Raw genomic sequence first — 24,737 nt, 5'->3', positions numbered from 1 at the left:
TAGTTTAACTTGAAGATTTATTAGCAAGTATTTAGCCTGCAATTAAATAACATTTATTTAACCAATGTGATTACATTGGCTGTACTTAAGTACAAAAAGTGCTAGATTTCTAGTACTAATACCAAACCTGCATAAATATTTGAGCAACTTAACGAATTAAATTTCACTAAAACGTTGTTAAAAATTTTTTATTTAGAACAACTAGATACAAAAATTTTCGCCTAGTTCTAGCGTGATTTTCTTAACGTTAAATAGACCTCACATATAAGCAGATTGGTATAACATCACTTTATTACAAAACATCAAACTTCCTATGGGATATAAAATTAAGCATGATTAAACAGCTTTTAAGAAATTTACTATGTAGTTATTTGGCCTTAATAAATTTTAGCTCATTGGCTCAAAGCAATGATGAATATCATAATCTATTGATTGAACTGCAAAAATTAGTTTCTGAAAAGAAATATACTCAGGCTTACGAAAAAAGTAACAGTGAATTTCAATACTTAGGTGAGCCTGTTTATGATTTTTTACTTGGGGTCTCTGCGCTTAAAACAGGAAATGCGGCACCTGCTGTATTTGCTTTTGAACGCGTGGTTGAAAACAACCCTAGATGGTATGAAGCTCGCTTGTACTTAGTTCGTGCTTATTTAACCGTTAATAATTTACCTGCTGCCGATACTCAAGCTTTAATACTGATTAACTCACCTAACACACCTAATAACATAAAGTCTTCGGCACAGTCGTTACTTGATACAACCACACTTAAAAAGCAAGAAGCTGGGCGTTCTTATAAGCAAAATATTGAGCTTGCACTTGGCGTTGATGGCAACGTAAATGCGGGTACGGCAGAAAATACGATTATAATTCCTAATATTGGTGAATTTTTATTATCGCCAGAAAGTAAAAGTACGCAAGACAACTATGCGCGACTAAATTACAGAGGAAAGTACTCTCACCCTATAGATCAAAAAAGTTTAATCACTTTGAGCGTTAATACCGGGTGGTACAAGTTTGCAGAACTCAGCCAATACGATCGTATAAATGCGCATATTAATGCTGCCTATCAATATAAACAAAATGACATAAGTTGGTTTGCACAAATATCGACGACTCCATTAATGCTTGATGGCGATCTTTATCGTACTGAATCAGCTTTAACAGCAGGTGCTAGTTATAATCTGAATAAACAAGTTAATTTATTTAGCTCTGCGACTGCGGGTGTTTTAAACAATAGATTTGATGAAAAGCTCGATAATTCGTTTTATGCAATAAACGCAGGAGCTAGCTATGCAACTAAGCAATGGTTTCAAAGTTTAAGTGTTAACGCTAAAAATGAAGAAGCCGATATTACTGAAGGTGAATTTAATAGCCGTAATATTACGAGTTTGTACTACCAAGTGAACACTCAACTAGCTCAACATTGGCAGTTGTTATCTCTTGCTGGATACCAATGGATTAATTATAAAGATGATCACCCTTTATTTTTACAAGAACGTGCCGATAACCTCTTTATGCTCTCAACCACTGTTCGCTATTTAGTTAATCGTGATTTAGCAATACAGTTGGCTGCCAACTATCAAGATAAATCCAGTAATATTTCTTTATTCGAATATGACCGTTTAGATATCAATTTAAGCGCTTCTTACTCATTTTAATTTAAGGTATTTATGAAACATTTACTCCCTGTAATTACCACTTTACTTTGTGTAAGTTTTTATACACAAGCAAATGATCCTGCTGGTAAAACTATTTTAGCGCGAGGCTCTGTACTAGCGGTTGATGGAAGCTCTGAACAACAACGGCAGTTGCAGCGCAGAGATACCGTTTTTGGTGTAGATCGCATTACGACCGGAGAGAAAAGCAAAGCGCAATTTTCAATGTCGGATGGTGGTTTAATCGCTTTAAAAGAAAATTCAGAACTAAATATTGCTAACTACGAATTTGATGATAATACCCAACAAGGTTCTGCTTCTATTGAGTTACTTAAAGGTGGTTTACGCTCTATTTCAGGTGTAATTAAAAAAAATGGCGGCTCTTATAGTGTAAAAACTCCCGTGGGCTCTATTGGTATACGTGGAACACATTTTGAAGTTCAGCTCGTTGAAGGCAATGTATTTTTAGCTGTATGGGATGGCGCAATAGATCTAACTTTAGAAAATAATAGCGTAGTTTCTTTGGGTGATAACGAAGCATTTTCGTTTGCGCAAATTACAGCCACTGGTGAAGTATTAAAAACGACGCGTGCGGCACGTGTGTTTGATCAAAATATTGTAACGATCGATCCTAAAGATGACAACGAAGAAGAAACTGAGCAAGTAGCTGCAACTGAAGTTGAAGTAAATGCCTTTGAAACAGATACAGATGCTATGGATGTATATTCTGAACAACAATTTCAAACAGTTAGCAGCGCGTCTTTAGTCGATCAAATAGCTCAGCGCCAAGGTGTATTTAACTATGAAGCATCAAGCTTTAATGTAAATTCGAGTGTGGGTGCTGTTACTGACTTTGCTATGACTATGGCCGTTGATTTTGATAATGGCACAGTGCCTGATGGCGAAATTAGTTTTAATGACGCCGACGGAAATTGGTATGCAGCCTACAGCGGCTTAATAAATTTAAGCGAACTTGACCTAGCCGTTACATTTGCATCCCATGGTAACAATAAAGCCGAAGGCGATGTTGAGGCAATATTTTTGAATGACTTAGACAACATTACTGGCAACTTTAATCTTAACGAAATAAATAATCCTGATGTAAATGCTAGCGGTTCTTTTAAATTAGAACCATAAACACATTGGATACAAAGCTTTTATTATGGAGTATTTAAAATGACAGCAAAAAATATATTTTTGCTTGGTTCTATGGTGTTTTTGTTAAGTGCTTGTGGAGGCTCAGAAGAAAGCCCTTCTCAAGAAGCTATAAAATCACCTACAGCTGAAGTATTAACGCCAACGGTGACTAGCTATATAAATTTGGCTGGCGTTATAGCAAGTAATCAAACCAAGAATACAAAAGTTTTAGGTGCTGTCACTTCAAGTAGAGGAGTTGTTGGATCAAGCATAGCCAATACGCGCGCTAATATTGTTTTTTCACAAATAAACGAAACCGTGCAAGGTAATGTTTCTTTTTTACTTGAAGCTTCGGATGCGGATGGCATTGCTGAAGTTAATTTAGTGCTCCCTAGCGTAAATAAAAGCATATCACTGTGTTCTTCTGATTGTGGTTTTGGCTACGAAAAATCAATTATAGGCCTCAGTCCTGTGCTTTATGGGGTAACTCCAGGAGAGATACGCCTAGAAATATGGATAACTGACACTTTAGATAACCAAGTCCTTGCTGATGCAATTACTTTTAACTGGCAACCATATCAAATTGAAGGGGTTACAGCTCAGCGAGACGAAGATAATATTAATATTTCGTGGCAAGCTAACCCTGAACTTAATCGTTATAATGTTTATATTGCAACTCAAGCGGGTGTCTCATCTACTAATATTAATGAGTTAGAAAACGGGCAACAATTTTTAAGTATTCAAGATACTGCATTAAGCATTACCGAGTCATTGACAGATAAAAGTTATCAAGTACTTATTACCGGTGTTGATGGCAGTGGTGAAAGTGGCTTTGCTAATACAATAAACATAGCACCAGTGGGTGGAGAGCTTGCATTTGCGCCAGAAGCTAATGCCGATCAGTTTCAGATAAGTGAAGATCAAACTCTACAAGGCAACGTATTAACAAATGATACAAATCAATACAGTGGCGTTTTACGTGTAAATGCTGATGCCTTAATTCTACCGCAGCATGGCACGCTTAATATAAATGAAAATGGGGATTTTACTTATATCCCTATTGCAAACTTTAATGGTGAAGATGCCTTTAGCTATCAAGTTGCTAACGAGCTAGGTATGACAGACACCGCAGTTGTAGAGATAACTATTTTAGCTGTTAATGACGCCCCTATTGCACTTGATAATACTTATAACATTACAAACAATGGAGCCTTAGTTGTCCTATCGCCTGGCTTACTTATTAACGATAGCGATATAGACTTAGATAACTTAACTGTTGATACAACGCCTGTTAACGAACCGACAAGAGGACAATTAACTCTTTTTGATAATGGTGGCTTTGAATACCAAGGTGAGCAAAACATGCAAGGTGAAGACAGCTTTCAGTATAGAGTTGTTGATGCACAAGGTGCTCAGGCTATTGCAAATGTAACCATTGTAAGTTCAAACACTAACGTAGCCCCTATAACAAAAAATGATAGCTATAGTTTAAGCGAAGATGAAACACTTGTGGTTACAGCAGCCAATGGTGTGCTTAGTAACGATACTGACCCAAATAATGACAGTTTTTCAGTTGATGAAACATTTATCGTAGCACCTACACATGGCCAACTATTATTAGCAATTGATGGCAGTTTTAGTTATGTACCAGATGCTAATTTTAATGGTGTTGATCAATTTCAATATCAAGCTATTGACGCTTTAGGAGCGACTTCTACAGCGACAGTAACTTTAATAATAAACAGTGAACCTGATAACCCTGTTGCACAAAATGATGCCTATCAGTTTAGTAAAAATAAACTATTTGAAGTAACTACGCAAAATGGCCTACTAGTTAACGATTTTAATATTGAGGCTGGCGATTTATCAGTTAATAGCACTGCAATTAATGCAACTCAAAATGGCGAGCTTACATTAAAAGTTGATGGCTCATTTACCTACCAACCAGACTTAGGTTTTATTGGTGTAGATAGCTTTACTTATTCAATTTCAAATGAGCAAGGCTTAACTGCTACAGCTCAAGTAACCTTAAGTGAAAGCGGCGTTAATACTTTTCCAGAAGCCAATGACGATCAATATACGTTAGACGAAGACAGCTCTGCATCTTTATTAGACGTGCTAGCTAACGACACTGATGCAGATGGCGATACGATTAGTATTTCGAACATAGAAAATATTGCTGGAGAAGCGACTATTGTCGCCGGAAAAATACAGTTTACTCCACCAGCAAACTTTTCAGGTGAGATAGTACTAACTTACACCATTACGGATGGTTATAGCACTGGTAATGAAGGCATAAACGACAGAACAGCAAGTGTGACGATTACCGTGACACCCGTTAATGATGCCCCTACTGCAAATACTGATTCAGCAACGATGAACGAAGATGCTCCTGCGTTATTAGTTAACGTACTAGCTAACGACTCCGACATTGATGGCGATACTCTTACAATAACAGCTGCTACTGCAGATATAGGTTCTGCATCTGTTGTTGATAATAAAATCCAATACACGCCTGCTGCTAATACAAATGGAACAGCAATTATTAGCTACACAATAAGCGATGGAAGCGGCGGTACTGCAACTACAAACTTAACAATTACTATACTACCAATAAATGATACTCCAATTGCAAACGCTGACTCAGCTACAATTGATGAAGATGCTGCCCCAATACTAATAAACGTATTAGCAAATGACTCTGACGTGGATGGCGATAGCCTCACTATCAGCGCTGTCTCGGCAGATACTGGCTCGGTCTCAGTGATAAGCAATCAAATTCAATACACTCCTGAGACTAACAGCAACGGTTTAGCAACAGTTACTTATACTGTAAGCGATAGTAGCGGTGGTTCAAGTACAACAACATTAACTATTACTATTACTCCCGTAAACGATGCCCCAGTTGCAAACGCAGACTTGGCTACCATGGCTGAAGATGCTGCGCCAATACTAATAAACGTATTAGCAAATGATTCAGACGTGGATGGTGATAGCCTCACAATCAGCGCAGCCTCGGCAGATATTGGCTCAGTCTCAGTGGTTGGCAATCAAATTCAATACGCACCTGCAGCCGATAGCAACGGCTTAGCAACAGTTACATATACTGTTAGTGATAATAATGGTGGAACGAATACCGCTACGGTTACTATTACGATAACTGCAGTGAACGACGCACCTGTTGCTAATAGTGATACCGCGACCATGGCTGAAGATGCAGCGCCAATATTAATAAACGTATTAGCAAATGACTCAGATGAAGACGGCGACAGCCTAACAATAAGTGCAGCCTCAGCTGACATTGGTACGGTTTCAGTAGTTGGCAATCAAATTCAATACACCCCAGCTGCCAACGCCAATGGACTCGCCACAATAACTTATACTGTTAGTGATAATAATGGTGGAACGAATACCGCTACGGTCGCTATTACGATAACGGCAGTGAACGACGCACCTATTGCCAATAACGATACCGCGACCATGGCTGAAAATGCAGCGCCAATACTGATAAACGTATTAGAAAATGACTCAGATGTAGATGGCGACAGCCTGGCGATCAGTGCAGCATCAGCCGATATTGGCTCAGCCTCAGTAGTTGGCAATCAAATTCAATACACCCCTGCACCGAATGAAAATGGACTCGCCACTATAACTTATACTGTTAGTGATAATAATGGTGGAACGAATACTGCCACACTCACTATTACGATAACTGCAGTAAACGATGCGCCTGTTGCCAATGACGATACCGCGACCATGGCTGAAGATGCTGCACCAATACTGATAAACGCATTAGCAAATGATACTGACTCTGATGGCGATAGCTTGGTGATTGCCTCAGCCTCAGCTGATATTGGCTCGGTCTCGATAATTGGCGATCAAATTCAATATACGCCTGCAACCAATATCAATGGACTTGCCACAGTAACTTATACTGTTAGTGATAATAATGGTGGAACCAATACAGCCACAGTAGCCATTACCGTAACAGCCGTTAACGATGCCCCCGTAGCATCAGTTCAAATTTTTAGTATTAATGAAAATGCTACAGATGGTGACATTATAGGGACTGTTAGCGCGTCAGATATTGAGAACCAGACTTTAACTTATAGTTTAACTGGCGGTAACACTGCTTTATTTGAAATTAATAGCAGCTCTGGTGTTTTATCAACCGCAGGTGAAAGCCCATTTGATTTTGAAACAACTAATCAATATATCTTAAATATCACTATAACTGATGATGGCATCCCTAATGAAAGTTCAAACGTTAACATAACCGTTAATATTACTGATGAAGTTGAGCTTTTTATTCCAATTGAAGATTTGACATTTGGACGCCCAATTACAGGAGAGCTTGATCTTTCAGACATTTTTTCTGGTGGCGAATTTAAAGACAGTATAGAGCTTAATGGCAACCTTTATTTTGTTGGTTTTACCAACAATGCTGATAAAGACCTTCTTATTATCTCTTACTCAAACAATGGTGATATGAATACTGCCTTTAATAACACCGGCACTAAAATACTCGATTTAGATCAAGACGAAGAAGCCACCGCTATTATTTCTGACGGTACAGATCTTTTCATTGCCTATTCTAGTTTTGATGGCACCCATAATGAAGCTTGTATACTTAAAATGGATCTCGCTGGAACGTTAAGTACTGGTTCGGATGATGACGATGATGATGACGACGATGAAAGTGGCGCAGATATTCAATGTACAACGCTTAATAGTACTACCGTTATTAATGACCTTGAAATTGATGGCGATAAATTACTGGCTGTGGGCAAACACTTTGACGGCACTCAAAACGATAGCCTATGGATACATTACAAAAAATCAGATTTAGATTTTGAGAACTCTACTCCAGCTATTGTAGATGTTAGCGGCGCTAATCGAGATGATGAAGGCTTTGCCGTTAAGAACTTTGATAAGTCTGATTACTTAGTGGTAGGGAGTGTTACCAATGCAGAGGGAACAAAAGACTCTCTACTTCGTTATTTAAAATCTGATGGCGATAATGACAATAACTTTAATGGTGGCGCAGCACTAACAATTGATATATCTGATAATGATAAAGACGACGAACTTTTTGCTGTAGGCGGAGTTGTTGATTCTGAATTTACTGCCTTTGCAGGTGGATATGTAACAAGAACCAGCGGTGAAAAAGAAGCGGTAGTATTAGCTATTAATAAAGATGGGGAGCTAATCACCACCTTTGGCAATGCTGGTATTGCAATTTATGATATTGATAATGATAGTGGAAATGGTGATGGCGGCGCTAACATTGCGGGCATTAAACATGAGCCCATCAACAATGGTATTAGCTTGTCGGGGACGACTGGCGTATCAGCCTCAGAAAAATTATTTTCAGCACGGATTAATAATCAAGGTACTTTAGATAGTGCCTATGGCACCTCCGGCATTAATATAATTGATGGTATAAGTGGTAAGCAATTTGCCAATACTTTAGCTATCGACTCTAATGACACTATTTGGGTAGCTGGTGTTAATGATGACTCAAATACAAAACCGTTTATTGCAGCAATAGACAGCCAAGCCACATTATTTAGTAACTTTGAAACGAATGGTTACTTTACCCTTAATAATTTAGTAGATGCGACAAACGATGAATCAATGCACGTTTTACAACTTAGCAATGACCCTCATGCTGGTAAGTACATTCTTGCATCAACGGCTAAATCGGACTCAATTACTAAGTTAGTATTAACACGCTTTACGAGTGCGGGTGATATAGATACTAGCTTTAGCGAAAGTGGCCATAAAGAAATTGCCATAGATTTGAGTAAGTCGCGCGTCGCTTTAACCGAGCAAAGCGACGGCAATTTAGTTATTACAGGCTCTAAAAATAGTGAAAATGGTGAAGCGGGCTTTGTAGCTAAAGTTGATCAGTCTGGTAATTTAGACACTTCATTTGCAACAGACGGTGTATACACAACCTCTGTCAGTGGCGCAGAATTGGTAAACCTGACAGGTATTGCACTTGATAATAGCGGTAACATTATTACTGTTGGGTCAATCGTAATAAGTGGCACTCCTAGCCCAATCGTTATAATGTTGACGCCAGAAGGTACCCTTGAGCCTAACTTTGGCACTGGCGGAAGTATCATAGGCTCAGCTTTTGAGTACTATAACCGTGTACATACCGACAATGCAGATATTTTCATTGGTGGTAAGGCAGTATTAAGTGGCACTTCAAAGCTAATTGCATTGAAGCTAAGCTCAAACGGTACTGAAGTATTTAAATATCTAGGTGAAGAAACCACAGATACCGACAATAAAATAGCGCAGATTTTAACTGACACAACGGGTAAGCTATATTTAATAGCAAACCTTATTGATTCGCCAAATAAAGCCAATGTTATTAGGTTGCTCGTTACGGGTGCGCTTGATACTAACTTTGCCGTAAATGGTGTCGGTGAATATACTTTGGCGTCAAGCGGTAACACTGAGCTAAGTGGTGCAGCGCTCGATAGTAGCAATCAACTTATTTTAGCCGGCATGGCTAACAATAAAGGAATGTTAGCGCGTATTTTAACTGACGGTACTTTAGATAATACGTTTGGAGCCAGTGGTGCCGGATTTTATGAAGCAAGCCAATGTACCAGTACACATGTATTTACTTCAATCATCTTACAAAATGACACCCAAGTTGTTGTAAGCAGCACCTGTAATGACACTAACTCTAACAATGTTAGTATTTCTAAATTCAATTTTGTAGAAGATGGAGCTTAGCCTTAAATTATGAAAGTTGAATTTTTTGGTGTTAGAGGCTCAATGGCTTCAGCAGGAAGTAATACCCACATTTTTGGAGGAAATACCTCATGTGTGTACATTGAACAAAATAATGGCAAAGATCTTATTTTAGACTCTGGTACCGGTATTGTAGAACTCGGTACACGTTTACTAGAAACACAAAGTCCTATCAATATTTTGCTAACGCATAACCATTGGGACCATATTCAAGGGTTTCCTTTTTTTAAACCTATTTACCAACCCAACCGCGATATAACTATTACTGTGGGTAACGTTGATGATAAAAAAAGCCAAGATGCCATATTAAAGCAAATGAGTGGTTCGTACTTTCCGGTGTGTTATCAAGATTTACCTGCCAGCATTACGCTTAATACTGATTTATCGTCTCAAAAGCAATTTACACTTAATGGTTTTTTGGTTTCGACTGCTCCACTAAATCACCCTGGTGGTGGTACTGCTTATTGTATTAAAGCAGATGAAAAAAAGGTGGCTTACGTTACCGACAATGAGCTAAATCCGCCAGAAAAAGCAAACACAAGTATTAGCGAATGGGTCAACTTTATTGAAGGCGCTGATTTACTAATTCATGATGCTCAATTTATAGATGCAGACTTGCCTCTTAAACATGGTTGGGGGCATAGCACCATAGATCAGGTTGCTGAGCTGGCTATAAAAGCGAGTATTAAAAATGTGGTTATTATTAGCCACGATCCATCAAGAACCGATGAACAGTTATTAGCTATAGAAAAATATTTACACACGCAGTACGCTCAACAGGTAAAAATAGAGTGCGGCCGAGAAGGACGAGTTTTTGATTTTTAGTCTATCAAGGAACGTTACTCATTAGCTCCTTAAAACCAATTACTTCAAAGCACTTTTTCATTGGCGCTGTTATTACATTATTAATTGCATCAATAGAGCTATTTTCAACTGGGTCGCTTGCAAAGTTAGTTAATCGCGTAGAAGGTATAATATACGACTCTCGGTTGTTACTAACACTTTCAGAGACGCCTAGGCGTATTGATGAAACCGTTGTAATAATTGATATCGACGAAAGGAGCATGCAAGAACAAGGACGCTTTCCTTGGAGTCGCTCAAAAGTAGCTGACCTTGTTACAAAGCTTACTGATGCAGGTGTTATTGTTATTGCATTCGATATATTTTTTTCTGAACAGGAAGAAAACCCCGTTACAAAAATTATGTCTGAAATTCCAGATTTATCAAAAAAGTACACCATCCCCTTTGCTGAAATTACTAAACAAGTCGATGCAGACACAAAACTAGCAAGCGCATTATCTAAAAATGATACTGTTCTTGGTTTTTTATTAATTGATGAACAACTCACTAATCAAAACTTGCCAGCTAAAAGCAGTGTTGTATGGGCAAATGCAGATCATACTAATTCACAAATAAACCAGTTCCCTGGTGCTATTGTAAATATTCCTCAGTTACAAAATGCTACAACGGGCACCGGTTTTATCAATGCACATAGCGATGAAGATGGCTTTATACGTAAAGCAGCTCTTATAAATCGAGTTGGCAATAAGCTCTACCCTTCTTTAGCACTTGAAGTTGCTCGACTTTATACTCTTGCTGAAAACATAGAAACTCGTTCCAATATATTAGATGGTATAACATTATTCGAAGGTATAAAGTTTCAAGATAAGTGGATTCAAACTGATGAATATGGGCAAATATTAATTCCTTACAAAGGGCGTGCACATAGCTTCCCTTATTATTCGGCTACCGATATTTTGACCAAAAAAATTGGTTTAGAGGAATTAGAAGGCACTGTAGCCTTTATTGGCACATCGGCAATTGGACTCGCTGATTTAAGATCAACACCTGTTGGTTTACAGTATCCCGGTGTGGAGGTTCATGCCAATATATTTGAAGGATTAATGCACCCAGAGCTACTGCCATCTAAACCTAATTGGTCACTGGGAGCAAGTTTACTCATCATTGCATTAACGGGTAGCGTACTGTCGTTTTTTAGCCACGGTAAGAGCGCACGTTTTATTATTATTTTGTCTCTTATAGTCACAAGTGTCGTTATATTTTTAAACGTTTATTTATGGTCAGTACAAAAAATTAGTTTACCTTTATTAATGCCCCTTTTACTCATCATTATATTAGCGGGTTATTACATCATTGTTGGATCTATCGCTGAAATGAAACATAGCCGAAAAATAAAATCTATGTTTGACCAATATATGCCTCCTGAGCGTATAAATCAGATGATACTACAGGGTAAAAGTTTATCTCAAAAAAGTGAGCGAAAAAATATGACGGTGTTGTTTGCCGACATTCGTAGTTTCACTTCAGTATCAGAAAGTATGTCGCCTCATCAGTTAAGTGAATATTTAAACGAATATCTTACGGCTATTACCAAAATCATATTTGATCATAACGGAACTATTGATAAGTACGTAGGCGATATGGTGATGGCATTTTGGAATGCTCCACTAAAAGATGAAAACCACGCTCGCCATGGTGTTGAAGCCGCTATGGGTATGATAAACGGGTTAACGCAAATAAATCAGTTATTTGCAGAAAGCAGCCAGCCTGCAATAAAAATTGGTATCGGTTTAAGTACTGGCGATATGAATGTAGGTGATATGGGTTCGGTTTACCGTAAAGCCTATACAGTTCTTGGTGATACTGTTAATTTAGGTGCTAGAGTAGAAAGCTTGACCAAATTTTATGGCGTAGCTATTCTTGTTACAGAAGAAACGATGAAGGAATGCCCTCATATTTCATTTCGTTTAATAGATAAAGTACAAGTTGTCGGAAAAACAACGGCTGTACTGTTGTTTGAGCCTATAAACTTTACAGATAAGCTCGATGAAGAACAGTTAAATGAAGTTAAAAAATCACAGCAGGCCATGACGCTTTTTTATAATAAAAACTGGCCACAAGCGCTTAGCTTATTTAAAGAACTACACAGCACGACCGTATTTAGCTCTGACGTTTATACCATTTTTATCGAACGTATTAAGGGCACTGATTTGCAAACACTAGCTAAGGATTGGAATGGTGCCTTCAAACATACTAAAAAGTAGTAAACATATGCGACAGCACATTAAAGACAAAACAAACCTTCAGCATTTTATCGATATTAGTATTAGGCTAACAACAGAAAAAAACTCGTCTAAGTTACTTGATGAAATACTGCAAGTTGTGATGTCGATAGCAAATTCTGATGCTGGCAGCATTTACTCTATTACCCCAAACAAACAACTCAAGTTTGAAACGGTAATAAATAAGTCATTAAATCTTTATTTAGGTGGCACTTTAGGGAGCCCTGTAGATTTTCCTAATATAGATCTTTTTATTGATGGCAAACCAAACGAAACAGCTATTGTTGCCCACTCTGCAAATTCTGGCGAAGTGATTAACATTCCTGACGTGTATGATGCCCTGCCCTTTGATATGAGCGCAGCTCGCAAAATGGATGCCCGCACGGGTTACCGCTCTGAGTCCATGCTAACAATTCCTTTAAAAGATCACGAAGATGACATTATTGGTGTAATCCAGCTTATAAATGTAAAAGATGCGCAAAATAAAAACATTCCTTTTAGTGAAGAGCTTGTCACTCTAATTCGATCTTTTGCCTCTTTAGGCGCTATTTCACTAACTAACTCAACACTAATTAAGGGAATGGAAGATCTTTTTTCGACCTTTGCTGAAACAATTGCGATGGCAATAGATGAAAAGTCTCCTCATACCGGTGGCCATTGTAAACGAGTACCAGCACTCACGTTAATGCTAGCTGATGCCGTACATGATATAAATAAAGGCCCTTTGGCTTCATTTTCGATGAGTGAGGCCGACCGGCATGAACTTGATATAGCAGGCTGGTTACATGACTGCGGGAAAATCGCGACTCCCGATCACATTATGGAAAAGTCGACAAAACTAGAAACTATTTTTGATCGAATAAAATATGTAGATGCTAAATTTGAAATAATTAGCCGAGATTTAAAAATAGCGTATCAGCAAAAAATCATCTGTGCGATGAAACTGCAAAAACCTATCGAAGTTCAACAATTTGAACGCCTACTTGATACCGAGCTTAAACAGTTAGCATTAGACCGTGCATTATTACAGCGTGTGAATGTAGGGGGCGAGTTTTTAGGTGATGCAGAACTTGAGCACATTGAACGCATTGCAAACAAATACCAACTCGTTATAAATGATATTAATACACCATTGCTCTCAGCTGATGAAGTTGAAAACTTAACAATACGAAGAGGCACGTTAACCGAAGCCGAACGTGAAGTAATGAAACGTCATATGGATGTAACTAAAAATATTTTAGATGCCCTGCCGTTCCCTAAACACTTAAGCAATGTGACTGAATATGCTTTAGGTCATCATGAAAAACTTGACGGTACTGGTTACCCAAGAGGTTTAACCAAAGAGCAAATGTCGGTGCCTGCAAGGTTAATGGCTATTACGGATATTTTTGAAGCGCTATCTGCGGTAGACAGGCCCTACAAAAAAGCAAAACCGGTCAGTGAGTGTTTATTTATTTTAGGGTCAATGGTTGCTAAAAACCACCTTGATGCTGACATTTTTGCTATTTTTATTGAGTCGCAAGTCTATAAAAATTATATCAATGAATATGCTAACCCAGAGCAGCTAGATGAGGTAGATTTTGATAACATACCCGGTTACACACCTATAAGTTAGCACCTATAAGCCATGCCTTTATTCAAAATGCGCTTATTACAGCCTATACCTATCCAAACAAAAAAATGCCACCTTACGGTGGCATTTACACACGGGGTTATTTCTACTTATAGAAATCCTTTTACTTTTTATTTGTTTTTTTATGTTGTTTTATTAACAAAAAATATGTTCCCAAAGGTAGCATTTAGCGCTTTGGGTAGCAACAGTAAAAGATAAAGTTCATATATCTGCCATATTAACGTCATAAAAAAGCGCGAAGTAAATTCGCGCTTGTATACTTAACTGCCGTTATATTTTAATGCAGACGTATTTTTCTTCTAGGTACTCATTCAGCCCTTGATGCCCACCTTCTCGGCCTAAACCAGATTGCTTAACGCCACCGAAAGGCGCTACTGGGTTTGATATAACACCTTCATTTACGCCGACCATACCAAATTCAAGCCCTTCACTAATTCGGTAAATTTGCTTAATATTTTGGCTGTAAAAGTAGGCTGCCAGACCAAATGGTACATCGTTAGCAAGTGCAAGCACTTCACTTTCTTCATCAAAAGGAATAACCGTTAATACTGGACCAAATACTTCTTCGTGGTAAATATCCATCTCAGTAGTTACGTTGTTTACTATTAATGGGTTTTGAAAGCTGCCACCTAAGTCACTATTATCGCCAATCAACGTAGCGCCTTTATCGAGTGCGTCTTGTACTAAGTGTTGTACTTTCTCTTTGGCTTTAGGATAAATGAGTGGACCAATATCGACATCGTCTTCAAAACCATTTGCCACTTTTAACGCTGCAACCTTAGGGGTGATTTTTGAAAGTACTTTATCGAGAATATTACGCTGTATAAAAATACGGTTTGCAGCAACACATGCCTGCCCACTATTTCTAAATTTAGCCGCCATTAATCCTTCAACTGCTTCATCTAAATCTGCATTATCAAAAATAATAAAAGGAGCATTACCACCGAGCTCCATTGATGTACGTTTAATTGTGTCTGCACATTGCGATAGTAACTGCTTACCTACACCGGTAGAGCCGGTAAATGTAAACTTACGCACGATTTCTGAGTCAGTCAGCATTTTACCGACTGTTTTAGCATCTTGTGATACGAGTACGTTAAATGCACCTTTAACAAAACCAGCTTGATCGGCCAGATAAGCAAGTGCAATAGCACATAGTGGCGTGTGTTCAGAAGGTTTAAGTATAAAACTACAGCCCGCAGCGTAAGCTGGAGCTACTTTACGAGTAACCATAGCAACAGGGAAGTTCCAAGGCGTTATACCCGCCACAACACCTACAGGCTGCTTAAAACTAGTTAAACGATGCGAGTTATCTGTTGGCGGAATTACATCTCCGTAACTACGCTTGGCTTCTTCTGCAAACCATTTGATAAAACCTGCACCGTAATTAATCTCACCAAGAGATTCTTTGAGCGGCTTGCCTTGCTCTTTGGTCATTAGCTCTGCAAGTGTTTGCTTGTGCTTTATTACTAGCTCATACCAGCGCATCAAGGTTTCGCTTCGCTCGGTGGCATTCGTCGCTTTTAACTTAACAAAAGCCCCTTGAGCTGCGGTTATTGCTCTATTTACACCCTGCTCGTCAATATCGCTTACATCAACAATACTTTTTTCGGTCGCGGGATCGTTAACGCTAAAGTGCGTATCAGTTTTATAAAATTCGCCGTTAATAAATGAGTCAGAAAAAATAAGATTACTCAAAATACACCTCCGAAATAGATTTTAGGGATTGGGTTGAACTCGTAGCAGCGGGTTTACCCCGCGTTTATATAATCTGAAAAATACGTGATCATTTTGATGTTCAAGTTTGAGATTAGAAAAATTTAACTTAAAACGTTTGATATTTAAAAACGCGACATAAAGTCGCTGCTACGTGTTTATAAATGCTTTCTTGAAACAAAAAAGCCGCTGTATCAAACAGCGGCTTTTAATATATACATCGTTAAAAACTAGTGCTCTTCATTAACGATATTGAGATTGTACTTAGGTATTTCAACCACCAAGTCCTCATCTCTTATAATTGCTTGGCAACCAAGACGTGACTCTGGCTCTAAGCCCCATGCTTTATCTAGCATGTCATCTTCTAGCTCATCACTTTCTTGTAGTGAATCAAATCCTTCACGAATCACTAAATGACACGTAGTACATGCACACGACTTTTCGCAAGCATGCGCAATGCTAATACCATTTTTAAGCGCAGCGTCGAGTACTGTTTGGCCTGTAGGTGCTTCGATTGCAGCGCCGTCAGGACATAATTCAGGATGTGGAAGAAAAACAATTTGTGGCATTCTAATCTCTCTTAAATGTTGTCTACTGACTGCCCTGTAAGGGCTTTTTTAATTGATGCATCCATTCTGCGCGATGCAAAGTCGCTACTCGCATTATCGACTTTTTCGATAGCTGCTTTAATTTCGCCAGGCTCTTGTGCATTTTCGCGCACTTTTACCAGTTCTGCAATTTCAGTGCGTAAGTTAGCTAGTTGCATATCATCAAGCAATGCACCATCAGCTGCAAGTGATGCATTAAGCGCTTCTATTACACGCAGTGCTTCTACTTGTTGCTCTTTGAGCATACGCGCTTGCATATCGCCTTTCGCGTTACTCATTGACTCTTTTAGCATGTTAGCTACTTGGTCGTCAGATAAACCAAACGAAGGCTTAACTTGAATTTCAGCTTGTACGCCTGTTGATTTTTCCATGGCTGAAACACTTAATAAACCATCTGCATCTACCTTAAAGGTCACACGAATATGCGCAGCGCCTGCCGCCATTGGTGGAATACCTTTTAAGCTAAATTTAGCAAGCGATCGACAATCATCAACAAGCTCACGCTCACCTTGCAGCACATGCAACGACATTGCCGTTTGGCCGTCTTTGAACGTTGTAAATTCTTGCGCGCGTGCTACCGGAATCGTTGTATTGCGTGGAATGATTTTTTCAACCAAACCGCCCATCGTTTCAAGGCCTAGCGACAACGGCAATACATCAAGTAACAACATGTCAGAATCAGGCTTATTGCCAATTAACACATCAGCCTGAAGCGCAGCACCTAGTGCTACTACACGATCTGGGTCGATTGAAGTCAGTGGCTCTTTATCAAAAAAACTTTGTACTTGGCTACGTACCAGTGGCATACGGGTTGAACCGCCTACCATAATAACTTGCAGTACTTCGTCGTTTTCTATGCCAGCATCTTTTACAGCACGACGACACGAACGCAGCGTTTTTTTAACGAGTGGCATAGCCATTTCGTCAAACGTTTCGCGCGTTACTTCTACTGTGTATTTTTGATCGTCAAACTCAAGACCTACGTTTACTTTAGCGTATTGGCTTAATGCTTCTTTACAGGCCTTTGCTTTATTGATGAATAAACGTAAAACTGAAGGTGACAACGCTGACACACCAGTTTGCTGCTTAAAGTAATCAACAAGTAGTGAGTCAAAGTCATCGCCGCCGAGGCTTGAGTCGCCGCCAGTTGCCATTACTTCAAACACACCTTGGTGTAATCTAAGTACTGATATATCAAATGTACCACCGCCTAAATCATAAACAGCAATAATACCTTCTTGACCTGAATCTAAACCATAAGCAACCGCTGCTGCTGTTGGCTCATTTAATAAACGTAGTACGTTAATACCAGCAAGTTCTGCGGCATCTTTAGTACTTTGGCGCTGCGCGTCATCAAAGTACGCAGGCACTGTAATTACAGCCCCTAAAATTTCTTGATTACCAAAGCTTTGCTCAGCACGTGATCTTAATGCAGCTAAAATATGGCTTGATGCTTTAATTGGGCTGATTTTGCCAGCCGCAGTTTCTATTGCTAGCGCACCATTGTCTTCACAAAACTCATACGGTAATTGGCCATAACTTTGCTCTATTTCAGCCTGAGTTTTGCCTAAAAAACGCTTAACCGAAATAAGTGTATTAGCAGGATCTTGCGTTGCTGCTTGTGCAGCCTCTGCGCCAACAGTAATACCGCCTGCTTGATAACGAACAACCGACGGTAACATAGCCGCGCCAAGATCATCAGTTAACGTGCGGGCTTCGCCACTTTGTACTGTTGCAACTAATGAATTGGTTGTACCAAGGTCAATACCAATAGCTAGTTTATGTTCGTGTGGTGCCGCGCTCTGCCCCGGCTCAGCAATTTGCAATAATGCCATAATGCTCTTTAAACTCGTGTTGCTCGCTTTGCAGCAAGTAATTAATCGTCAAATAAACTGTCTTCAATGCGCTCTAGTTCGTCACGCAACTTATAAACAAACTTCAGTTTACGAATATTATCTGCGGCAAGTTGATATTGCTGCTCATCGTTACTCGCTAGTTGCTCGGCAAGTTGTGCACTGTACTGCGCGTTTAGTTGCTTAATTTGTTTTTCAAAATTTGCAATCGCAGTATCAGGATCGCTTGATGATGTTAGCTCTTCAAGCTCTTCGCGAAGTTCCATTTGCTGCATTAAAAACATTGGATCTTGCAAGGTTTGCTGCTCTGCACGAATATCAACACCTAGCTCACTCAACATATATTCAGCACGCTTTACTGGGTGCTTTAATATTTGTAGCGCATCGTTAATTTCGGCGGCGCTTTGCACAGCCATTAACTTATCGCGGCTGCTCGCATTCGCGTGGCGATCTGGATGTACAGTACGTTGTAATTCCAAGTAGTGCTTGTTAACTGTCACTAAATCAATATTGTAGTCAACTGGTATTGCAAATAACTCAAAATAGCGCATAACTTCAACCAATAAAATTCAGAAATTAATTTCAAAAATAACAAAGCCCTACATTAACTGGCAGGGCTTATTTATACTACAAAGATATTTAAATCTTAAACGGTAAAGCTTTCGCCACAACCACACTCATCTGCTTGGTTAGGGTTTCTAAATTTAAACCCTTCATTTAAGCCTTCTTTAGTGTAGTCGAGCTCTGTGCCGTCGATGTAAACTAAGCTTTTAGCGTCAACAATTAATGTGACACCTTTAGCCGCAAAAGTTTCATCGTCTTCGTTTAAATCGTCAACAAACTCAAGTACATAAGCAAGACCTGAACAGCCCGTCGTTTTAATGCCAACGCGCAGGCCTAAACCTTTACCGCGGTTTGCTAAAAATGATTGTACGCGGTTTGCTGCCGCATCTGTCAATGTCACTGCCATGAGTTTCTCTTCTTACTTCGCTTGTTTGCTTTTGTAGTCTGCAATTGCTGCTTGAATTGCATCTTCGGCTAAAATTGAACAGTGAATTTTCACTGGTGGTAATTCTAGCTCTGCACTGATATCAGTGTTTTTGATTGTCGCTGCTTCGTCTAGCGTTTTGCCTTTAACCCACTCTGTTACAAGTGAAGATGAAGCAATTGCGCTACCACAACCGTAGGTTTTGAATTTTGCATCTTCAATAACGCCAGTGGCAGATACTTTAATTTGCAATTTCATTACGTCACCACATGCTGGTGCGCCTACCATACCCGTTGCCACTGACGGATCGTTCTTATCTAGAGTACCTACGTTACGTGGGTTTTCTACGTGGTCGATTACTTTATCACTATAAGCCATTATTCTATCCTCATTACCTGCTAGGGTATGTGCTCACACTATTAGTGGTGAGCCCATTCAACTGAATCTAAATCAATACCTTCTTGATGCATCTCCCAAAGTGGAGACATCTCACGTAGGCGACCGATAGAGTTTTTCATTAATTCGACGGTGTAATCAATCTCTTCTTCGGTAGTAAAGCGACCAATACTAAAACGAATTGAGCTATGTGCTAATTCGTCGTTACGGCCAAGTGCACGTAATACATAAGAAGGCTCTAAGCTTGCAGATGTACAGGCTGAACCTGACGATACTGCAATGTCTTTTACTGCCATAAGTAACGACTCACCTTCAACAAAGTTAAAGCTGATGTTTACAATGCCAGGTACTGATTGGTCTTGTGTGCCGTTAAAGTATACTTCGTCCATATCAGCCATAATGCCGTCGATTAAACGATTACGTAAGGCGCTGATGTGTGCGTGATCTTTTTCGAAATCTTGCTTAGCGATTTTAAACGCAGTACCCATACCCACTAATTGGTGAGTAGCTAGTGTACCTGAACGCATACCACGTTCATGTCCGCCACCGTGCATTTGCGCTTCAAGGCGAGCACGTGGTTTACGACGAACGTAAAGTGCGCCAACACCTTTAGGGCCATACACTTTATGTGCAGAGAACGACATAAAATCAACTTTAAGCTGTTGCACGTCAATTAATACTTTACCCGCGCTTTGCGCTGCATCTACGTGGAACATAATTTTACGTTCGCGACACATTTCGCCAATAGTCGCGATATCTTGAATTACACCTAGCTCGTTATTAACGTGCATGATGCTTACAAGTACTGTGTCGTCACGCATTGTGTCGGCAAGTTTTTGTAAATCAAGTAGGCCGTTTTCTTCAACGTCCATGTAAGTTACTTCAAAACCTTGGCGCTCAAGCTCACGACACGTGTCGATTACAGCTTTATGCTCAGTTTTAGCGGTAATAACGTGCTTACCTTTTTTCTTGTAAAACTGTGCTGCACCTTTAATAGCAAGGTTATTTGATTCTGTTGCACCCGATGTGAAAACAATTTCACGTGGGTCTGCATTAATTAAATCAGCAATATCTGTACGCGCTTGGTCAACAGCTTCTTCTGCTTGCCAACCAAAACGGTGTGAGCGTGACGCAGGATTACCAAACTTACCGTCCATTGTCAGGCATTGCATCATTTCTTTAGCAACACGTTCGTCAACAGGCGTGGTCGCTGCGTAATCTAAATAAATCGGTAACTTCATTTCTCTCTCCGCTGCAGGTCAACCTTAAAGTTGACAGCTTACTTGAATGTTTTCCAACTGCTTAATTGCATTATTAATACTGTTATCTTGGCGCGATGCTATTTCTTTCACATCTGATTTTTCCACCAATTCAGCAAGGGTAATATTATTCAAAAATTCTTCTATGCGTGCGCTTAGGTCTGACCACAAATTATGTGTTAAACAACGCATACCACTCTGACAGCCGGTATCGGCACCTTGGCAACGTGTTGCATCGACCGATTCGTCTACGGCGCTAATAATATCGCCAACAGAGATAACGCTCGCTTCACGCCCTAGTAAATAACCACCACCAGGTCCACGAACAGAACTTACTAGGCCATTTTTACGTAAACGAGCAAATAATTGTTCAAGGTAAGACAAAGAAATTTCTTGTCTTTGTGAAATATCAGCAAGGGCTACAGGACCTACACCTGTGTGTAGTGCAACATCCAGCATAGCTGTAACGGCATATCTGCCTTTTGATGTTAACTTCATAACGCCCCCTGCACAAAAGAGTGCAAATTTTAATTACCAGAGTAAATTAGTCAAGTATTATCACTTGATAAAAATTTGATTTAGAAACTCTTACTTTTAAATTGTAGAGTTAACAAATTTTCAATACTTGACCTCTTTGGTCAAGTATTACAGCCATTGTAATTACCTGAGTAATTTAGTCAAGTATTAGCGCGTTAATTAGTCTAGGTCTTTTATAACTAATAGCTATACCTAAGTTACTTAGGGATAGCCTTATTAATTGAGGTGAGAATACCGCGTAAAATATTCATTTCAGCATCTTCAGGGTGAGCTCGGTTAAACAAACGGCGCAATTTAGTCATAACTAAACCAGGGTGCTGCTTGATGATAAAACCTGTTTTAAACAACGTGTCTTCAAGGTGATCATAAAACAGCTCAGTTTGCTTTGAGCTTGGGTAAACTGCATCGTCTTCTTCAACCTTTTTAGGTTGTTGATTTAAAAATGCCATGCGAGTTTCGTAGCTAAGTGTTTGTACGGCCATAGCTAAATTAAGCGAGCTGTACTCTGGATTAGCTGGAATACATACATGGTAATTACAAAGCTGTAATTCTTCATTAGTTAAACCACTGTTTTCACGACCAAATACTAGCGCTACAGGACCATTTACGGCTTCAGCAACGAGCTTTTCACCACATTCACGTGGTTCAACCATTGGCCACGAAAGCGTACGAGAACGCGCACTTGTGCCAATCGTTAATGTACAGTCAGCGATAGCTTCTTCAACGGTACCTACAATAACTGCATTGCCTAAAACATCAGTTGCGCCTGCAGCTAATGCACTTGCTTGGCTGTCTATTTCGCAAGCAGGATCAACTAAATAAAGTTTTGATAAACCCATGGTTTTCATGGCGCGAGCCGCCGAACCAATATTGCCGGAATGTGACGTGTTAACTAAAACAATGCGAATATCATCTAAGATCATTACTGTGCTACTTTGCTATGCCAAAAAATTGCGCAAATTCTAACATGAAAATGTAATAAGATCCTAGATTCAAAAGGCTAGATCCTATGATCAAACCCAATATAACGATTCTTACATGGGTAAATTCTAGGGATATAACGTCGATTTGTTTTGATGCTTAAACCATTGCCGCCTTTACATAGACATCAAAACGGTTCTTTTTGGTTTTGATCTGCATACTTGGGGTTTTTTCGTTTAAGAATGGGGCGTAATCGGGGCGCTTTACAACGACACGCTTACTGGCAAGTGGGTAGGCAAAATCAAGTAAGTCGTCAGCGTCGTTGTCTGCACCAACAAGCTCTTGGAATACGCGCATTTCTTTTTTAACTAATGCTGATTTTTCGCGATGCGGGAACATGGGATCTAAATAAACAACATCAGGCATGCTTTCGCATTGAGAGAGCAAAGTATGACTTGAGCCAAATATTAGGCTCATGTTTTCTTTCATCCACAAACCAATTTCAATATCGCTATAGGCTCGCTTTAAACCATCGTATAAAAGTGCAGCTACAACCGGGTGACGTTCATGTAATATAACTTTGCACCCTAGCGAGGCAAGTACAAAACCATCTCGCCCTAAACCAGCGGTAGCATCAAGTACAACAGGCGTTGCGCCTTTATTTAAACCCACCGCTTTGGCAATTGCTTGCCCTTTACCACCGCCAAACTTACGCCTATGGGCAGCAGCACCGGTTACAAAATCAACGTTAATTGCACCTAGTTTAGGCTCGTCGGTTTTAAATAGACTTAACCCTTTATCATCGTAATGTAAGCTAAAGCCACTGCAATTTTGCGCCCATTGGGCTAAACCAAAGCGTGTTTCTAATTCATTTAAATAAGGGCGTAACTCTTTAAAAGCACACTGAATAACCACAATAAACTCCGACGATAAAATACGCCTGTAGTATATCAACCGCTTTACTTTAAAGCACTAAAATAGCTCTATATCACTATGATGATTAGTATTAACCTTTACTGCTTCCGCTTTAGTACGTAAATTAGATATAAGTTCATTGCGGCTTTCGGCAACCTGTTTAAGCTGATATTTGATAAAGGCTAAATCACTATTAGCCGATACAAATAACTGCATCGTTTGATCCAGTTGGGATATATATAAGGTGAGATCCGCGGGATTTGCTTGTGTTTGTTGTAGCTTAATGGCGCAGTCAAGTTCATGTAGCTGTTCTATAAATATTTTAGTACTTTTGTTTTGCTCTACATTTTGAGTAGTTAACTGCTTAACAATGTCTTGAAGGGCTGTACTTATTTGAGCTGCCTGCTCATAACTGCTTTCGCTTCTTTCCATGGTAACAACCTTCTCGTTGGTCACTTCTAATATATGCGGGAAAAGATCTTTGTAGCGCCCGTACAAAGCATCATTATCAACAGGCATATTTTTTATCAAAAGGGACACTTTGGGGTAATTAATAATAGTGCTGCTACCAATATCAACAAATCGTTGAGCATTTCGATGTTGCTCAAGCAGCTCTTGTTCTAACGGGCAAACACCACTTTGCTGGCTGTAAAAAATACCTTTTCCTTGATACCAAAACACAACCACAACATCTAAATTTAAAGGAGCAAAAAAGGTAAAAAAGTATTCACTCAACGATTGAAAATTATTAGCGTGATAACTTTGTCCAACGTAGCGCATTATACGCCCCATATCGCCTGACTCTGTCATTGCCATTTCAGCTGTTTTATTCGCTTTTACTATATCCAATTTTAGTTTTGCGCATTTTTGCCTATATTCGTAAAGTACCTTTATTCGCGCTATTAACTCTTCTGCATTAAAAGGTTTTGTAATGTAATCAGATGCGCCGACGCTATAACCTTTTACCCGATCGCTTAGCTCTATTTTAGATGAGAGAAACATAACGGGAATATCCTGAGTATTTTGACTTTGCTTTATAGTTTTACATACGTCATAACCTGACATACCTGGCATTTCAATATCGAGTAAAATAATATCTGGGTTGTATTTATTGGTTAGCCTTAATCCTTCATCGCCATCTTTTGCATGAATTATTTTACAAAACCCTGCTAAAGACTCTTCAATTATATGATGAACATACTTGTCGTCATCAATTGCCAATACCAACTTTGCCATGCCTTAGTCCATTTTATTAGGTGTGC

Annotated in this window: 17 protein-coding genes; 6 read left to right on the top strand and 11 right to left on the bottom strand. The window is 39.3% G+C overall.

Going from position 1 to position 24,737, the window contains the following annotated elements; translation table 11 throughout:
- The first annotated feature begins 332 nt into the window (after nt 1-332).
- The 6 genes from I6F43_RS12375 to I6F43_RS12350 are packed head-to-tail and all read left to right on the top strand — an operon-like array spanning nt 333 to nt 14,264.
- Nucleotides 333-1,658, top strand: coding sequence for a surface lipoprotein assembly modifier (locus I6F43_RS12375; RefSeq protein WP_197102586.1), 1,326 nt, complete (start codon nt 333-335; stop codon nt 1,656-1,658).
- A 12-nt stretch (nt 1,659-1,670) separates the two neighbouring features.
- Complete coding sequence (locus I6F43_RS12370) at nt 1,671-2,792, top strand: FecR family protein (RefSeq protein ID WP_197102584.1); 1,122 nt, start codon at nt 1,671-1,673, stop codon at nt 2,790-2,792.
- 39 nt (nt 2,793-2,831) lie between these two features.
- On the top strand, nt 2,832-9,548 hold the full coding sequence (locus tag I6F43_RS12365) for an Ig-like domain-containing protein (protein ID WP_197102582.1): 6,717 nt from the start codon (nt 2,832-2,834) through the stop codon (nt 9,546-9,548).
- Between the two features lie 9 nt (nt 9,549-9,557).
- Complete coding sequence (locus tag I6F43_RS12360) at nt 9,558-10,391, top strand: MBL fold metallo-hydrolase (protein WP_197102579.1); 834 nt, start codon at nt 9,558-9,560, stop codon at nt 10,389-10,391.
- Nucleotides 10,392-10,411: 20 nt separating this feature from the next.
- Nucleotides 10,412-12,631, top strand: a complete 2,220-nt coding sequence (locus tag I6F43_RS20275; protein WP_331460612.1) for a CHASE2 domain-containing protein — start codon at nt 10,412-10,414, stop codon at nt 12,629-12,631.
- Nucleotides 12,603-14,264 (top strand): HD domain-containing phosphohydrolase, encoded by a 1,662-nt coding sequence (locus tag I6F43_RS12350; RefSeq protein WP_197102577.1) that lies wholly within the window; start codon nt 12,603-12,605, stop codon nt 14,262-14,264. Before I6F43_RS20275 ends, I6F43_RS12350 begins: the two co-directional genes overlap by 29 nt.
- A gap of 288 nt (nt 14,265-14,552) precedes the next feature.
- On the opposite strand, the gene I6F43_RS12345 is transcribed toward I6F43_RS12350, so the two are convergent.
- The 11 genes from I6F43_RS12345 to I6F43_RS12295 form a co-directional block, all read right to left on the bottom strand.
- Nucleotides 14,553-15,980, bottom strand: coding sequence for an NAD-dependent succinate-semialdehyde dehydrogenase (locus I6F43_RS12345; RefSeq protein ID WP_197102575.1), 1,428 nt, complete (start codon nt 15,978-15,980; stop codon nt 14,553-14,555).
- A 248-nt stretch (nt 15,981-16,228) separates the two neighbouring features.
- Nucleotides 16,229-16,567 (bottom strand): ISC system 2Fe-2S type ferredoxin, encoded by a 339-nt coding sequence (fdx, locus tag I6F43_RS12340; protein ID WP_007586379.1) that lies wholly within the window; start codon nt 16,565-16,567, stop codon nt 16,229-16,231.
- 11 nt (nt 16,568-16,578) lie between these two features.
- Nucleotides 16,579-18,441, bottom strand: coding sequence for a Fe-S protein assembly chaperone HscA (gene hscA / locus I6F43_RS12335; RefSeq protein ID WP_197102573.1), 1,863 nt, complete (start codon nt 18,439-18,441; stop codon nt 16,579-16,581).
- 41 nt (nt 18,442-18,482) lie between these two features.
- Complete coding sequence (gene hscB / locus I6F43_RS12330; protein ID WP_024598032.1) at nt 18,483-19,010, bottom strand: co-chaperone HscB; 528 nt, start codon at nt 19,008-19,010, stop codon at nt 18,483-18,485.
- Between the two features lie 95 nt (nt 19,011-19,105).
- On the bottom strand, nt 19,106-19,429 hold the full coding sequence (gene iscA, locus I6F43_RS12325) for an iron-sulfur cluster assembly protein IscA (protein WP_007377674.1): 324 nt from the start codon (nt 19,427-19,429) through the stop codon (nt 19,106-19,108).
- Between the two features lie 12 nt (nt 19,430-19,441).
- Complete coding sequence (gene iscU, locus I6F43_RS12320) at nt 19,442-19,825, bottom strand: Fe-S cluster assembly scaffold IscU (RefSeq protein ID WP_002958426.1); 384 nt, start codon at nt 19,823-19,825, stop codon at nt 19,442-19,444.
- 41 nt (nt 19,826-19,866) lie between these two features.
- Nucleotides 19,867-21,084 carry an IscS subfamily cysteine desulfurase gene (locus I6F43_RS12315; RefSeq protein ID WP_002958425.1) on the bottom strand — a complete coding sequence of 406 codons (1,218 nt, stop codon included), beginning with the start codon at nt 21,082-21,084 and terminating at the stop codon, nt 19,867-19,869.
- Between the two features lie 24 nt (nt 21,085-21,108).
- Nucleotides 21,109-21,600, bottom strand: coding sequence for a Fe-S cluster assembly transcriptional regulator IscR (iscR, locus tag I6F43_RS12310; RefSeq protein WP_007586371.1), 492 nt, complete (start codon nt 21,598-21,600; stop codon nt 21,109-21,111).
- Nucleotides 21,601-21,836: 236 nt separating this feature from the next.
- Nucleotides 21,837-22,562 carry a tRNA (cytosine(32)/uridine(32)-2'-O)-methyltransferase TrmJ gene (trmJ, locus tag I6F43_RS12305; RefSeq protein ID WP_024589846.1) on the bottom strand — a complete coding sequence of 242 codons (726 nt, stop codon included), beginning with the start codon at nt 22,560-22,562 and terminating at the stop codon, nt 21,837-21,839.
- Nucleotides 22,563-22,719: 157 nt separating this feature from the next.
- Nucleotides 22,720-23,475: a class I SAM-dependent methyltransferase gene (locus I6F43_RS12300; RefSeq protein ID WP_010554084.1), complete on the bottom strand. Its 756-nt coding sequence runs from the start codon at nt 23,473-23,475 to the stop codon at nt 22,720-22,722.
- Nucleotides 23,476-23,532: 57 nt separating this feature from the next.
- Nucleotides 23,533-24,711 carry a response regulator transcription factor gene (locus I6F43_RS12295; RefSeq protein WP_197102571.1) on the bottom strand — a complete coding sequence of 393 codons (1,179 nt, stop codon included), beginning with the start codon at nt 24,709-24,711 and terminating at the stop codon, nt 23,533-23,535.
- Nucleotides 24,712-24,737 lie beyond the last annotated feature (26 nt).

Origin of the sequence: Pseudoalteromonas sp. NZS71_1, assembly GCF_015864305.1 — a bacterium.
GTDB classification, from domain to species: Bacteria; Pseudomonadota; Gammaproteobacteria; order Enterobacterales; family Alteromonadaceae; genus Pseudoalteromonas; species Pseudoalteromonas arctica.
The sequence above is the reverse complement of the archived record's forward strand: the minus strand, read 5'-3'. Positions and strand labels throughout refer to the sequence as shown.

Bases quoted from the DNA above. Each gene is read 5' to 3' on its own strand.
- I6F43_RS12375 (WP_197102586.1), top strand. From the start codon at position 333: ATGATTAAACAGCTTTTAAGAAATTTACTATGTAGTTATTTGGCCTTA.
- I6F43_RS12370 (WP_197102584.1), top strand. From the start codon at position 1,671: ATGAAACATTTACTCCCTGTAATTACCACTTTACTTTGTGTAAGTTTT.
- I6F43_RS12365 (WP_197102582.1), top strand. From the start codon at position 2,832: ATGACAGCAAAAAATATATTTTTGCTTGGTTCTATGGTGTTTTTGTTA.
- I6F43_RS12360 (WP_197102579.1), top strand. From the start codon at position 9,558: ATGAAAGTTGAATTTTTTGGTGTTAGAGGCTCAATGGCTTCAGCAGGA.
- I6F43_RS12350 (WP_197102577.1), top strand. From the start codon at position 12,603: ATGGTGCCTTCAAACATACTAAAAAGTAGTAAACATATGCGACAGCAC.
- fdx (WP_007586379.1), bottom strand. From the start codon at position 16,567: ATGCCACAAATTGTTTTTCTTCCACATCCTGAATTATGTCCTGACGGC.
- hscA (WP_197102573.1), bottom strand. From the start codon at position 18,441: ATGGCATTATTGCAAATTGCTGAGCCGGGGCAGAGCGCGGCACCACAC.
- hscB (WP_024598032.1), bottom strand. From the start codon at position 19,010: ATGCGCTATTTTGAGTTATTTGCAATACCAGTTGACTACAATATTGAT.
- iscA (WP_007377674.1), bottom strand. From the start codon at position 19,429: ATGGCAGTGACATTGACAGATGCGGCAGCAAACCGCGTACAATCATTT.
- iscU (WP_002958426.1), bottom strand. From the start codon at position 19,825: ATGGCTTATAGTGATAAAGTAATCGACCACGTAGAAAACCCACGTAAC.
- I6F43_RS12315 (WP_002958425.1), bottom strand. From the start codon at position 21,084: ATGAAGTTACCGATTTATTTAGATTACGCAGCGACCACGCCTGTTGAC.
- iscR (WP_007586371.1), bottom strand. From the start codon at position 21,600: ATGAAGTTAACATCAAAAGGCAGATATGCCGTTACAGCTATGCTGGAT.
- trmJ (WP_024589846.1), bottom strand. From the start codon at position 22,562: ATGATCTTAGATGATATTCGCATTGTTTTAGTTAACACGTCACATTCC.
- I6F43_RS12295 (WP_197102571.1), bottom strand. From the start codon at position 24,711: ATGGCAAAGTTGGTATTGGCAATTGATGACGACAAGTATGTTCATCAT.